This window comes from Roseateles sp. P2_H4 (assembly GCF_056403315.1).
The window spans coordinates 1-13,565 of sequence record NZ_JBFUFR010000053.1; the positions used below are offsets into that span (position 1 = coordinate 1).

Annotated in this window: 9 protein-coding genes; 5 read left to right on the forward strand and 4 right to left on the reverse strand. The window is 67.6% G+C overall.

Going from position 1 to position 13,565, the window contains the following annotated elements:
• Positions 1 to 130: 130 nt before the first annotated feature.
• The 4 genes from AC1DW3_RS27420 to AC1DW3_RS27435 form a co-directional block, all read right to left on the reverse strand.
• The gene (locus tag AC1DW3_RS27420; RefSeq protein WP_477936883.1) at positions 131 to 1,468 is read right to left on the reverse strand and encodes a GH1 family beta-glucosidase; all 1,338 of its coding nucleotides are present in this window, start codon (positions 1,466 to 1,468) and stop codon (positions 131 to 133) included.
• 274 nt (positions 1,469 to 1,742) lie between these two features.
• Positions 1,743 to 2,561 (reverse strand): carbohydrate ABC transporter permease, encoded by an 819-nt coding sequence (locus tag AC1DW3_RS27425; RefSeq protein WP_477936885.1) that lies wholly within the window; start codon positions 2,559 to 2,561, stop codon positions 1,743 to 1,745.
• Positions 2,558 to 3,454 carry a carbohydrate ABC transporter permease gene (locus AC1DW3_RS27430; protein ID WP_477936887.1) on the reverse strand — a complete coding sequence of 299 codons (897 nt, stop codon included), beginning with the start codon at positions 3,452 to 3,454 and terminating at the stop codon, positions 2,558 to 2,560. Before AC1DW3_RS27430 ends, AC1DW3_RS27425 begins: the two co-directional genes overlap by 4 nt.
• Positions 3,454 to 4,725 (reverse strand): ABC transporter substrate-binding protein, encoded by a 1,272-nt coding sequence (locus AC1DW3_RS27435; protein ID WP_477936889.1) that lies wholly within the window; start codon positions 4,723 to 4,725, stop codon positions 3,454 to 3,456. Before AC1DW3_RS27435 ends, AC1DW3_RS27430 begins: the two co-directional genes overlap by 1 nt.
• A 324-nt stretch (positions 4,726 to 5,049) precedes the next feature.
• Here AC1DW3_RS27435 and AC1DW3_RS27440 point away from each other — a divergent pair, with 324 nt between their 5' ends.
• From AC1DW3_RS27440 to AC1DW3_RS27460, 5 genes are all read left to right on the forward strand, one after another.
• Complete coding sequence (locus AC1DW3_RS27440; protein ID WP_477936890.1) at positions 5,050 to 6,822, forward strand: glycosyl hydrolase family 18 protein; 1,773 nt, start codon at positions 5,050 to 5,052, stop codon at positions 6,820 to 6,822.
• Between the two features lie 87 nt (positions 6,823 to 6,909).
• Entirely contained in the window at positions 6,910 to 8,526 is a 1,617-nt protein-coding gene (locus AC1DW3_RS27445) for a chitinase (RefSeq protein ID WP_477936892.1), read from the forward strand.
• Between the two features lie 301 nt (positions 8,527 to 8,827).
• The gene (locus AC1DW3_RS27450; RefSeq protein WP_477936894.1) at positions 8,828 to 10,483 is read left to right on the forward strand and encodes a carbohydrate-binding protein; all 1,656 of its coding nucleotides are present in this window, start codon (positions 8,828 to 8,830) and stop codon (positions 10,481 to 10,483) included.
• A gap of 42 nt (positions 10,484 to 10,525) precedes the next feature.
• Positions 10,526 to 11,929, forward strand: a complete 1,404-nt coding sequence (locus AC1DW3_RS27455; RefSeq protein ID WP_477936896.1) for a carbohydrate-binding protein — start codon at positions 10,526 to 10,528, stop codon at positions 11,927 to 11,929.
• Positions 11,930 to 12,067: 138 nt separating this feature from the next.
• Entirely contained in the window at positions 12,068 to 13,114 is a 1,047-nt protein-coding gene (locus AC1DW3_RS27460; protein ID WP_477936898.1) for a LacI family DNA-binding transcriptional regulator, read from the forward strand.
• Positions 13,115 to 13,565 lie beyond the last annotated feature (451 nt).

Consider the following 13,565-nt stretch of genomic DNA (forward strand, 5'->3'; position numbering starts at 1 on the left):
TGGCCGAGCCACCGCCGCCGCCGCAGGCGGTCAGCACGGCGGCGATGGCGGGCAGCGCACGGCGCCAGGGGCTGGGGGCGGGGTTGATGTTTTGCATGTCTTGTCTCCTGGTGTTTTTATGAGGATGCGATCAGCCGCGCCAGTCGCGCAGGAAGCTGCGGTACCACTCGGCGCTGGCCTTGGGCGTGCGGGCCTGCGTCTCGTAGTCGACATGCACGATGCCGAAGCGCTTCAGATAGCCGCTGGACCATTCGAAGTTGTCCATCAGGCTCCAGACCATGTAGCCGGCCATGGGCACGCCCTGCTGCATGGCCCTGGCCACGGCCGCGATGTGGTCGCGCAGATAGGCGATGCGGTCGTCGTCCTGCACACGGCCGCCCACCACGGTCTGGTCCTTGAAGGCGCCGCCGTTCTCGGTCACGTAGACGGGCGGCAGGCCCGGGTAGTCGCGGTGCAGCAGGCACAGCAGGTCGTCCAGGCCCTGGGCGTAGATCTCCCAGCCCATGTCGGACACCGGCAGGCCGCGCTCCTCGGGCTTCCAGTCCGCGCCGCTGGCCGACACGACGGTGCGGGTGTAGTAATTGACGCCGAGGTAGTCCATCGGCTGGGCGATCGCGGCCATGTCGCCGGCATGCACGACGGGCGCGTCGGCGCCGAGCTCGGCCATCACCTCTTCGGGATAGCTGCCCTTGAACAGCGGGTCGGCATACCAGCGGCGGCCGCGGGCGTCGGCCATGGCCGCGGCGGCGATGTCCTCGGGCATGGCCGTGGCCGGCACGCAGGACGACAGGTTGAGCACGATGCCGAGCTGGCTCCTGGCGCCATCGGCGCGCAGAGCCTGCAGGGCCAGGCCGTGGCTGAGCAGCAGGTGGTGGCAGACCTGGGTCGCGATCTTCCTGCTCTTGATGCCGGGCGCGAAATTGCCCTGCTCATTGCCGAGCACGGCGACGACCCAGGGTTCGTTGTGCGTCGTGATGCCGTCGACGCGGTCGCCGAGGCGGGCCTGCACATGGCGGGCATAGTCGACGAAGCGGTGCACGGTGTCGCGGTCGTTCCAGCCGCCGCGGTCCTGCAGGCCCTGGGGCAGGTCCCAGTGGTTCAGCGTCGCGAAGGCCTGGATGCCACGCTTCTTGAGGCCGTCGACGAGGCGTTCGTAGAAGTCCAGGCCCTTGGGGTTGAACTCGCCGTAGCCATTGGCCTGCACACGCGGCCAGGCGATGGAGAAGCGGTAGCAGTTGACGCCCAGCGATGCGATGAGATCGAGGTCTTCATCAAGGCGGTTGAAGTGGTCGCATGCCACTTCGCCATTGCTGCCATCGGCAATCGCGCCGGGCTGCTTGCAGAAGCGGTCCCAGATGGACTCGCCCTTGCCGTCCACATGGGCGGCGCCCTCGATCTGGAAGCTGCTGGTGGCCACGCCCCAGACGAAGTTGGGCGGGAACTGACGGTGCAGGGGAGCTTGGGACATTAGGTGCCTACGAACACTACGAGGATCGGTGCGAGAGGGTCTGCGCGGGTGCAGGGCTAGGCGCACGACGCCGCCTGGGCTCATGCCCAGGCCAGGCGCGCAACGACGCCATGCGCCCGCGCAGACCCTCTCCCGAAGGGTTGTCACTCAAAAGCCCGCGCGCGGCGTTGCGAAGCCTCGCTGGAGATGACCCCAGCTTCGACTTCGCGCCTTGCTCGCGGGCTTTTGAGTGGCAACGCATCCGACCCTCGTAGTGTTCGTAGGCACCCATGCTTTACTTGACGGCGCCGGCGGTCAGGCCCGCGATGAGCTGGCGCGACGAGATGACGAAGAGGACGAGCAGGGGCAGGGTCGCGATGGCCGAGCCGGCCATCAGCGCGCCCCATTCGGTGCTGGTGGTGCTGAAGAGGCTGCGCAGAGCCAGCGGCAGCGTGTAGTTCTCGGCCGTGCGCATGACGATCAGCGGGTTCATGAAGTTGTTCCATGAACTGATGAAGGTGATGAGGCCGAGGGTGCCCAGCGCCGGTTTCATCAGCGGCAGCGCGATGCGCCAATAGATGCCGAGCTCGCTGGCGCCGTCGATGCGGGCGGCGTTGAGCAGCTCCTGCGGCACCGTGGAGGCGGCGAACTGGCGCATCAGGAAGATGCCGAAGGCGCTGGCCGCGCCAGGGATGTACAGCGCCCGGTGCGTGTCTATCCAGCCCAGGGTGTCCATGACCATGAAGGTCGGGATCATGTTCATGAAGGCCGGCACCATCATGGTCCCCATGACGAGGGCGAACAGCGCCTTCTTGAAGCGGAACTCCAGCATCGCGAAGGCATAGCCGGCCATGGAGCAGAACAGCAGCGTCAGCGCCGTGGACATCAGGCCGACGTAGAGGCTCCAGCCGACGTTCTTCCAGAACGGCAGCCGCGTCGTCAGCACCGCGATGTTGTTGAGCAGCTCGGTGCTGAAGAACAGCGGCGGCGGCACGTTGAAGATGTCGGTGCGCGACTGGGTTGCGAACACGAACATGAAATAGAACGGCGCCAGCATGATCAACGCGCCGACGCCGACGACGGCGTAGGCCGCGTATTTGGGCAAGGTCTTCATACCGCGGCCCTCCGATCCGCGAAGGCCTTGTTGGTCAGCCAGGTCAGCAGCGCGATGACGCCGAACATGATCCAGGCCAGCGCACTGGCGCCGCCGAAATCGCTGAAGTCAAAGGCCTCGCGGTAGAGGTACATGGCCACCGTCATGGCCTGCTGGTCGGCGCCGCCCTTGCCGTTGGTCAGGATGAAGGGCTCCTCGAACAGCTGCAGGCCACCGATGAGGGACAGCGTGACGCCGAACAGGATCATCGGTTTGAGGCTGGGCAGGGTGATGCGCCAGAACTGCTGCCAGGCATTGGCGCCATCGAGCTTGGCGGCCTGGTAGAGGTCGTGGGGGATGGTCTGCAGCGCGGCCAGATACAGCACCACGTTGAAGCCCACATAGCGCCAGAACACGATGATGGCCACGGCCGGCTTGACGGCGTCGGGCGAACGCATCCAGTTGATGTGCTCCATGCCGAACAGCGCTTCCAGGGCCTGGTTGACGAGGCCGTAGTCGGTCGAGAACAGYGAGCCGAACAGCATCGCGATGGCGACCGTGGACGTGATGTAGGGCAGGAAATAAGCACCCGAGAACAGGCCGCGCCAGCGGCCGAAGGCCTGGTGCAGGAAGACGGCCAGCGGCAGCGCCACGAGGTGCTGTGGCGCGCCCGATGCGAAGGCCAGCCACAGCGTGTTGCGCAGCGCCTTCCAGAACCAGCCGTCGGTCAGCGCGAAGATGAAGTTGTCGAGGCCGACGAAGCGCATCGAATCGATGCCGCTCGTCGGCTCCCAGGACTGGAAGGCCAGCCAGGCCGAGAACAGCAGCGGGAACAGGCCGAAGACGGCGAACAGGATCAGGAAGGGGCTGACCAGCAGATAGGGCGCCCAGGAAGCCGGAATGCGGAACTTCATCAGCGGTTCGCTCGGTGGACCAGCAGGGCCTGGGCGTCTTCCAGGGCCTTGGGGATGGGCTTGCCGTACTCGAGCACGTTGTCGAGCTCGGCGTTGATGACCTCGTCGGCGAACTTGTGCTGCTTGTGCATCTTGACGACGGGGATGCGCCGCGCCGCCTCGCGCCACAGCACGCGGGCATGCTGGCCACCGAGGAAGGGCACGGGTTGGTCGAAGAAGGCGTCCTGCTGCGCGTCAAGCAAGGCCGGAAAGGCGTCCTGGGACTTGAAGGCCTCAAGCTGGCGGGCGCGGTCCAGCGTCAGCTCCTGGATGAGCTGCCAGGCGAGCTGCTTGCGCTCAGGCGCCGAGCGGCGCGGGATGGCGTAGTAGGTGCCGCCATAGGAGCAGAAGGTGTTCTCGGGCAGCTGCGCGATGCGCCATTTGCCGGCCGTCTGCGGAGCCACCCAATTGGCCATCTGGCCGGCCATCCAGCCGCCGGACAGCTCGGTGGCCAGGCGGCCGCGCTTGAGCATCTCGGCCCAGTCGTTGAACCAGACCTCGACGCGCGCATCCAGCTTCTGGCGTCTCACCTTCTGGGCCAGCTCGAAGGCGCGCACGAAGCGCGGCGACGTGATCTGCGGCCGGCCCTGGTTGTCGAAGAACTGACCCTCGCCCGGCGGCGTGCCACCGCGCACGATGATGTCCTTCAAGAGGCGCACATCGCCGATCAGGTAGGCGCCGGTCTTGGCCTTGAGCTGGGCGCCGGCGTCGACATAGCCCTCCCAGGACTGTGTCAGGTCGGCTTCCTTCAGCCCGGCCTGGGCCAGCAGGTCGGTGCGATAGAACAGCGAGCCGGGGCCGATGTCGGTCGGCAGCGCGACGATGGCGCCCTGGCGGTTGCGCGCCGTCTCGATGGCGAAGGACACGAAGCGGTCCTTGAAGCGCTCGGCGCCGAAAGCCGGGGCGGACAGGTCGTCCAGGCCCGAGCCAAGCGAGAAGCGGCCGAGGTAGCTCGTCTCCAGCGCGATGACGTCGGGCAGGTGGCCCGAGGTCGATAGCGCTGTCGTCATCGCCGTGTGGTGGTCGTCGTACTGGCGACTGATGACCTCGGTGCGGATCTCGGGATGGCGCTGGTTCCAGCCCTTGAGCACGTCCTTGGCGATGACATCGACCAGCGGGAAGGCGGCCACCGTCAGCGGTGACGGCTGCTCCTTGGCGCGAGCCAGGCCCGCAGCGCCGCCGAGAGCGGCAGCAAGCAGGTGGCGGCGAGGGAGGGAATGGGTGTCGGACATGGGTTTGAAAGCGCTTTCAAGATTGTGCTTCATGCCGGCTTGGCCCCCAGCAGCACAAACCCTAGGGCAACTCCAGACGAAGGCTCACCCTCCCTAGAAACCCGTGACAGCAACGTTTTGTCACCCGAACCCCGGGTTTCCACCGGTGACTCTTGGTGCACTGGTGGCAAAGTGGTATTCAAGAGGTGGTAGCAGTCACAAACTGGATGCATACCAGTTAGAACCAGCTCCAAAGAGCCTGCACGGAGAGGCAGGCCAGCCGCCGGAGAGCCCCCGTTGGGACTCTCCTTTTCAACGAGCTCTTGCACGTACAGGACGTCTCCCATGAAACAGCCCTCTACCGGCATCCCGATGCACCAACTGCGTCGCCTTGCCGCCATCACCGCCACCGCCTTCGCACTCGGCGCCAGCGCCACCGTGGCCCTGGCCCAGACCTATCCCGCCTGGGCCCCCGACGTCTACTACACGGCCGGCACCGTCGTGACCTATCAGGGCCACAACTACCGCGCCCTGGTCAACCAGACCGACTACTCTTCCACCGGCTGGAACCCGACCAACGCCTCACTGTGGACCGACCTCGGCCCCGCGTCCGGCCCGGCGCCCTCGCCGGCTCCGACCCCTGCCCCCACACCGGCGCCAACGCCCGCTCCCACGCCGGCCCCGTCGCCCGCCCCCAGCCCCGCGCCCGCACCCACCGGCACCTGCGCGCCGGTCTGGGCCGCCGCCACCGCCTACAGCGGCGGTGCCATCGCCAGCAAGGGCACGACCAACTACAAGGCCAACTGGTGGACCCAGGGCAATGACCCGGCCACCAACAACGGCCCGGTCGGCAGCGGCCAGCCCTGGACCTCGCAAGGCGCCTGCACGACCGGCCCCGCGCCCAGCCCGAGCCCGTCCCCCAGCCCGAGCCCGTCGCCGTCACCGTCGCCCTCTCCTTCGCCCAGCCCGGCCCCCTCGCCTGCACCGGCGCCGGGCCTGAGCGACCCGAACGCCAAGTCCGCCAACCAGAACGGCCGCGCCTACACCGTCTACTACCCGAGCTGGAGCGACAACTGGTTCGATGCCACCGGCATGACGATGAACCAGGTCTTCGTGGCCAGCAACTTCGCGCGCATCCCGGCCAACTACACCCATGTGGTGGCGGCCTTTGCCCAGCCCAACTTCTCGTGGGGCGGCATGGCGGCCAACAACTGGTCGGGCACCGGCATCAACTTCAACGGCCGGCCGTCGGACATCAAGGCCGCCATCGACGTGCTGCATGCCCGCAACATGAAGGTCATCCTGGCCGTGGGTGGCGCCACCTACAACAGCTGGGGCACGCTGTCCGCTGAAGGCCACGCCGGCAGCGGCCCGACCATCACGGCCCTGTCCAACCTGATGAAGGACGTCGGCTTCGACGGCCTGGACGTGGACTACGAAGTCGACGGCATCACGACGGACGCTTACGCCGGCGCCGTGAAGGCCATGCGCAAGGCGGTGGATCTGGCCGGCGGCGGACGCATCCTGACGGTGGCCGCCTGGTCGTCCGGCTCGGACTGCACTGCTTCCACGGGCAGCGACCCGCAGTGCAATGGCGTGGGCACCAGCTACTGGGGTGGCAAGGCCGGCGGCGAGCGCCTGCTCGTCAACGCCTACCCGGCGCTGAAGACGGCGTTCAACATCGTCAACATCATGACCTACGACGCGCGCTTCGAGCACTTCGACGGTGTGACGGCATGGAAGTCCTACCGCCAGCTCTTCCCGGCCAGCACCATCGTGTCCATCGGCTTCGAGACGTCGCCGGAAGGCTGGAGCGGCGCGAATCTGGTGGTGAACAACGCCGACGCGCAGTGCACGGGCTCCGTCATCCTGCAGAACAGCTATGGCGTCAACATCAACCAGGCCTATTCGGTGGAGCGCTATCTGAACGCGGTGACGACCAGCACGCTGGCCAACAAGAACCCGCGTGACGGCGCCATGCTGTGGCAGGCCCTGAAGACGGCGAGCGGCAGCTGCGGCAGCGCGGCGCTGGCCTCGCCGGGTTCCATCGGCAAGAAGGCCGCCGGCCTGCTCAACCTGGTCGACGACCCGGCGCTGCAGAACGCGCCCTGGAAGTAAGCAGCTCGGCCTGAGCTGAATCGCCGCCGCTCCGGCCTGCCGGGCGGCGGCCTCTTCCGTTCTTCCATCCCCACCTCGGAGATACCCATGATCTCGCGCCCACCCCTGCCGCGCGCGGCCACGCCATGGCTGCTCGCCGGTGCGCTGGCCTTCAGCGTGCCCGCTTTCGCTCAAACCTACCCGGCCTGGAAGGCCGACACCTACTACACGGCCGGCACCCTCGTCAGCTACAACGGCCACAACTACCGCGCCCTGGTCAACCAGACCGACTACGCGTCGACCGGCTGGAACCCGACCAACGCCTCGCTGTGGACGGATCTCGGTGCCGCTTCCGGCCCGGCACCCGCGCCGACACCGGCACCTACTCCCGCTCCGACGCCTGCACCGACACCCGCGCCCACACCGGCCCCCTCGCCCGCCCCCAGCCCGGCACCCGCGCCGAGCGGCAACTGCGCGCCGGTCTGGGTGGCCTCCACCGCCTACAACGGCGGCGCCATCGCCAGCAAGGGCACGACCAACTACAAGGCCAACTGGTGGACCCAGGGCAACGACCCGGCCACCAACAACGGCCCGGTGGGCAGCGGCCAGCCCTGGACCTCGCAGGGCGTCTGCGGCGGCGCCCCCAGCCCCGCGCCGAGCCCCGCACCATCGCCAGCCCCCACGCCTGCGCCCACTCCGGCCCCCACGCCGGCGCCAACACCCGCCCCCTCGCCTGCTCCATCACCCAGCCCGGCCCCCGCGCCCGCTGGCAAGCACCAGCTGATCGGCTACTGGCACAACTTCACCAACCCGTCCGGCCCGACCTTCCCGATCAGCGATGTGCCTGCGGCCTATGACGTCATCGTCGTGGCCTTCGCCGACGACGGCGGCAACGGCAGCATCACCTTCAACCTGGACGGTGGCTCCGGCGGTGAGGCGCGCTTCATCGCCGACATCGCCGCCGCCCACACCAAGGGCAAGAAGGTGGTGCTGTCCTTCGGCGGCCAGAACGGCACCGTCACGCTGAACAACGCGACCCAGGTGACGAACTTCGTCAACAGCGTCGAAGCCATCCTGCGCAAATACGGCTTCGACGGCATCGACATCGACCTGGAAAGCGGTGCCGGCGTGTCCTGGGGGGCGGCGGTGCAGACCAATCTGGTCACCGCAGTCAAGCAGCTCAAGGCCCGCATCGGCAGCAGCTTCTATCTGTCGATGGCGCCGGAGCACCCGTATGTGCAGGGCGGGTTTGTTGCCAGCAGCGGCATCTGGGGCGCCTACCTGCCCATCATCGACGGCCTGCGCGACGAGCTGTCGGTGCTGCATGTCCAGTACTACAACAACGGTGCCGTCTACACGCCCTACTCCACGCAAGGCCTGGCCGAGGGCAGCGAGGACATGCTGGTGGCTGCCAGCCGCATGCTGATCGAGGGCTTCACGACCAACAACGGCACGGGGTCCTATGTCTTCCGCGGCATCCGGCCCGACCAGGTCGCCTTCGGCCTGCCCTCGGGCCCGTCGTCGGCCAACTCAGGCCTGGCCAGCGTCGCCACCATCACGGCGGCGCTGAACTGCCTGACCAAGCTGACGCAATGCGGCGCCATCAAGCCGCCGGTGGCCTACCCGAGTCTGCGTGGCGTCATGACCTGGTCCATCAACTGGGACAAGAAGGATGGGCAGTCGTTCTCCAACGGCGTGCGGAATGCCCTGAACGCCTTGCCTTGATGGATTGACACCCGGCGTTCTGCGGGCCGAGCGCCGGGCCGCTCCCTAGCCGGCCCGCCTATGGCGATGTGCTTGCGGCTCGATGCCGCAAGCATCGCCGTCCCCTCGGGGGACCGGCCAGACGCGACCGCGTTCAGCGCGTCGCGACTGGACGAGGGGCAAACCCACCCTCGGGTCCTCCCGTCCCTGAGTTCTGGCACACGTCAGGTGTTGCCGCCAAGGTGCCCGTCCGCTTACGCTTGAAAGCGCTTTCAGTCCACGCGGTAAACGGCGGAGAGCACCTCAAACCTGGAGATTTCCAATGAGACTGCTTCACCCCCTCGCCGCACTGGTCCTGCTCGGGCTGGCCGGCACCGCCTTTGCCCAGACCAAGGTCGTCGGCTACATCCCGTCATACAAGGGCCTGCGCGCCGTCGCCGACCGCACGGACCTGGCCAAGCTCACCCACATCAACCTCGCCTTCGCCAACCCGGCGCCGGGCGGTAGCTTCCTGAACGGCGGCAACCCCGCCTGCATGGAAGCGGCCACCGGCGCCGACATCAGCTATGTGGTGCAGAAGGCCCATGCCGCCGGCGCCAAGGTGCTGGTGTCGCTGGCCGGGGGCGTCATCCCGAGCTGCGCCGGCAACTGGCAGACCCTGCTGCAACCCGGCAGCCGCACCACGGTGGTCAACAACCTGGCGCAGTTCGTCAACAGCTTCGGCCTGGACGGCGTGGACGTCGACATCGAAGGCGCGCTGCTGACGGCTATCGACAACGCCGGCAACTACACGCCCTTCATCCAGGCCCTGCGCGCCACCCTGCCCGGCAAGCTCGTTACCGCGGCCACCGCCACCTACGAGGGCGGCATGGTGCCGGTGTCGTCGCTGGCCTCCTTCGACTTCGTCACGCTGATGGCCTACGACGCGGTAGGCCCGGGCTGGGGAACGGTGGGCACCGAGCACTCGACCTATGCGATGGCGCAGAACCACATCGCCACCTGGCAGGCGCGCGGCCTGCCCAAGAGCAAGCTGGTGCTGGGCCTGCCCTTCTACGGCTACGGCTTCAACGGCTATGCCGCCAACTACGCCTTCTCGGACATCGTCAACCAGTTCGGCGCCGCCGCGGCGCAGACCGACCTGATCGGCACGGCCTGCGCCAGCTGCGCCTACATCACCTACAACGGCATCCCGACGATCAAGGCCAAGACGCGGCTGGCGCTGCAGCAGGGCGCGGGCGTCATGATCTGGGAGCTGTCGCAGGACGGCACTGGCGCCAACAACCTGCTGGCGGCCGTGCGCGCCGAGATCGGCACCACCCCGCCACCCACCGGCGTGGCCACGGTCTACCAGGACTGCAACTACGCCGGCTACTCGGCGCCGCTGCCCGAGGGCAGCTACACGTTGAGCCAACTGCAGTCGCGCGGCGTGCGCGACAACGACCTGTCGTCGCTGCGCGTGAACGCCGGCTACCAGGTGCAGCTGTTCGACGGCGACAACTTCAGCGGCGCCAGCGTGACCCGCACTGGCGACACCGGCTGCCTGGTCGACCAGGCCTTCAACGACCGCGCCAGCTCGCTCATCGTGTCCAGGACGACCGCGGCATGGTCGCGGCAGATCGAGGCCGAGAACTTCAGCAACCAGAGCGGCGTGCAGACCGAGGCCTGCAGTGAAGGCGGTCAGAACGTCGGCTGGATCGACGCGAACGACTGGATGGCCTATGCCAACGTCGCCTTTCCCACCAGTGGCAACTACCGCGTCGAGTACCGCGTTGCCAGCGTCAGCGGCGCCAGGCTGTCGCTGGACCTCAACGGCGGCAGCATCCAGTTGGGCCAGGTGAACGTCCCCGCAACCGGCGGCTGGCAGACCTGGACCACGGTGTCCCACACCGTGACGATCAATGCAGGGACTTATGCCGTCGGCGTCTTCGCGCCGGCCGGCGGCTGGAATCTGAACTGGATCAAGTTCACCAAGCTCTGAGCAACGCACTCGGAGCACTTTCCCCCACCCACAGGAGACAACATGAGATCGTTGAGATTCATTGCCGCGGCCTTGCTGGCTGCGGCCAGCAGCCTGGCCCACGCCCAGTGGCAGCTCGTCTGGAGTGACGAGTTCAATGGCAGCATCGGCCCGAACTGGGTCTTCGAGACCGGCGCCGGCGGCTGGGGCAACAACGAGTTGCAGTACTACCGCCGCGAGAACGCCACCATCGAGAACAACGCCCTGGTCATCACGGCCAAGCGCGAGAGCTTCGGCGGCGCGGCCTACACCTCGGCGCGCATGAAGACGCAGGGGCTCAAGACCTTCAAGTTCGGCCGCATCGAAGCGCGCATGAAGCTGCCCGCCTTCCTGGGCGCCTGGCCGGCGTTCTGGATGCTGGGCGCCAACCTGCCCCAAGTCGGCTGGCCGGCCTCCGGCGAGATCGACATCATGGAGCACGTCAACGACGAGCAGAAGGTCTACGGCACCATCCACTGGCAGGACAACAACGGCCAGTACGCCCAGTACGGCGGCAACATCGGCACCACCGTGACCGACTGGCACGTCTACGCCGTGGAATGGGACGCCAACGCCATCCGCTGGTATGTCGACGGCACCAAGTACCACGAGGCCAATATCGCGGGCGGCGTCAACGGCACCGACGAATTCCAGAAGGACTTCTTCCTGCTGCTGAACTTCGCCATCGGCGGCAACTGGCCGGGCTTCAACGTCAACACCGCCGCCCTGCCCGCCAAGATGTATGTGGACTATGTGCGCGTCTACGCCCCGGCCGCCGGCGGCGTGGCCACGGTCTACCAGGACTGCAACTACGCCGGCTACGCAGCCGCCCTGCCTGAGGGCAGCTACACGCTGGCCCAGCTGCAGGCCCGCGGCGTGCGGGACAACGACCTGTCGTCGCTGCGCGTGAATGCGGGCTATCAGGTGCAGCTGTTCGACGGCGACAACTTCACCGGCGCCAGCGTGACGCGCACCGCCGACACCGGCTGCCTGGTGGACCAGGGCTTCAACGACCGAGCCACCTCGGCCGTGGTCTCCAAGGTCACCGCGGCCTGGTCGCGCCAGATCGAAGCCGAGGCCTACAGCGCCATGGCCGGCGTGCAGACCGAGGCCTGCACGGAGGGCGGCCAGAACGTCGGCTACATCGATAACGGCGACTGGATGGCCTACAACAGCGTCACCTTCCCCAGCAGCGGCAGCTACCGCGTCGAGTACCGCGTGGCCGGAGCCGTAGGCGGCACCCTGTCGCTGGATCTCAACGCCGGCAGCATCCAGCTCGGCCAGCTCGGCGTGCCCAACACGGGCGGCTGGCAGAACTGGACCACCATCTCGCACACCGTGAACATCAATGCCGGCACCTACAACGTCGGCGTGTTCGCGGCTCAAGGGGGTTGGAACCTGAACTGGATCAAGTTCACCAAGCTCTGAGCGCGCCAGCGCTTGTGACCCAGGGCCGCGTCAGCGGCCCTTTTTGTCACGGCACTCCCGCTTGACCCGCCCTGTGCTCGACAGCCAGGGCCGGGTTACGGCCGCGCCTACACTCACCGCCTCGCCCTTCCACCGCCGATGAACGCCAAGACCCCCGCCAAGAAAGCGCCTTCAAGCCGACCGGACGGCGTCGTCACGCTGGAACAGGTCGCTGAGCTGGCCGGCGTGTCGCCGAGCACGGTGTCGCGCATCCTGAATGGCACCGCTGCCGTCAGCCAGGCCAAGAAGGATTCGGTGCAGGCCGCCATCCAGGAACTGGGCTTCCGGCCCAACCCGGTGGCCCGCGGCCTGGCGGGTGGGCGCACGCTGTCGGTCGGCGTCGTCACCCAGATCATTTCCAGCCCGTTCTACGGCGAAGCCCTGCTCGGCATCGAGCGCGAGCTCGAGCGCGCCGGCTATGTGCCCCTGTTCGTGTCCGGCAACTGGCACGAGGACGACGAGCGCAAGGCCATCGAGACCCTGCTGTCGCGCCGCGTCGACGGCGTCATCGTGCTGGCCGGCCGCATCGCGGACGCCGAGCTCACCAAGGTCTCCGACAGCCTGCCCGTCGTCGTCGTCGGCCGCCAGCTGTCTGGCCCCCAGCTGTTCAGCTTCAGCTTCGACAACCGCGAGGGTGCCCGCCTGGCCACCCAGCACCTGATCGACCAGGGCCACCGCCGCATCGCCTTCATCGCTGGCGACCTGATGCACGACGACGCCGTCGAGCGCCAGAACGGCTATCTCGACGCCCACGCCGCGGCCGGCATCCCCGTCGACCAGGGCCTCATCGTGCAGAGCGACTACACCGAGGCCGGTGGCATGCTGTCGGTCACGCGGCTGCTGGAGCGCGATGCTCATTTCACGGCGCTGTTCGCCTCCAACGACCAGATGGCCATCGGTGCCTGCCTGGGCCTGCACCGGCGCAACCTGCGCGTGCCCGACGACGTATCCCTCGTCGGCTTCGACGACCTCATCATGGCGCGCTACTCCATGCCGCCGCTGACCACGGTGCGCCAGTCGGTCTACGAGATCGGCGTCGAGGCCGCGACGGCCATGCTCGAGATGCTGCGCGGCGGCAAGCCCAAGGCGCAGCTGCCCCGGCCGGAACTCGTTGTGCGCGAGAGCACGAGACGCATGCAGCGATAGCTGCATTCGTATTTGCGGCCGAGCGCTGGGCCTGCCACGGGCCAGAGGCCCGCGGCCTTCCGTAGGCACAAACAGTCCGCAAGGACTGTTTGTGTCCGACTCCAGTTCACCGAGCCGGCCCGCGTAGTGCGATGTGCTTGCGGCTCAACGCCGCAAGCATCGCCGTCCCCTCGGGGGCTGAGGCCGGACACGGCAAGTCCGGTGGACTTGTCGCGCCTGCCGAAGGGCTGCGGCACTGCAGCGGCGCGGTCTGCAAGACCGATCAGGCTGGCCCGCGTTCAGCGGCGCAAGACTGAGCGAGGGGCCGACTGTTGTTCGGCCCGGGTAAACCATGTGGCCGATCCTTTCGACGCGACGCATCATTATCTGAAAGCGCTTTCATTGCGTTCGCCAGGTCACCGCTTTTCAACCCAGAACTACCCTTAGTCCGCCCTCCGTTTTGCGCACCGCT

Coding starts and splice junctions, on each gene's coding strand:
- AC1DW3_RS27460 (WP_477936898.1), top strand. CDS start 12,068: ATGAACGCCAAGACCCCCGCCAAGAAAGCGCCTTCAAGCCGACCGGAC.
- AC1DW3_RS27425 (WP_477936885.1), bottom strand. CDS start 2,561: ATGAAGACCTTGCCCAAATACGCGGCCTACGCCGTCGTCGGCGTCGGC.
- AC1DW3_RS27450 (WP_477936894.1), top strand. CDS start 8,828: ATGAGACTGCTTCACCCCCTCGCCGCACTGGTCCTGCTCGGGCTGGCC.
- AC1DW3_RS27445 (WP_477936892.1), top strand. CDS start 6,910: ATGATCTCGCGCCCACCCCTGCCGCGCGCGGCCACGCCATGGCTGCTC.
- AC1DW3_RS27435 (WP_477936889.1), bottom strand. CDS start 4,725: ATGTCCGACACCCATTCCCTCCCTCGCCGCCACCTGCTTGCTGCCGCT.
- AC1DW3_RS27420 (WP_477936883.1), bottom strand. CDS start 1,468: ATGTCCCAAGCTCCCCTGCACCGTCAGTTCCCGCCCAACTTCGTCTGG.
- AC1DW3_RS27440 (WP_477936890.1), top strand. CDS start 5,050: ATGAAACAGCCCTCTACCGGCATCCCGATGCACCAACTGCGTCGCCTT.
- AC1DW3_RS27455 (WP_477936896.1), top strand. CDS start 10,526: ATGAGATCGTTGAGATTCATTGCCGCGGCCTTGCTGGCTGCGGCCAGC.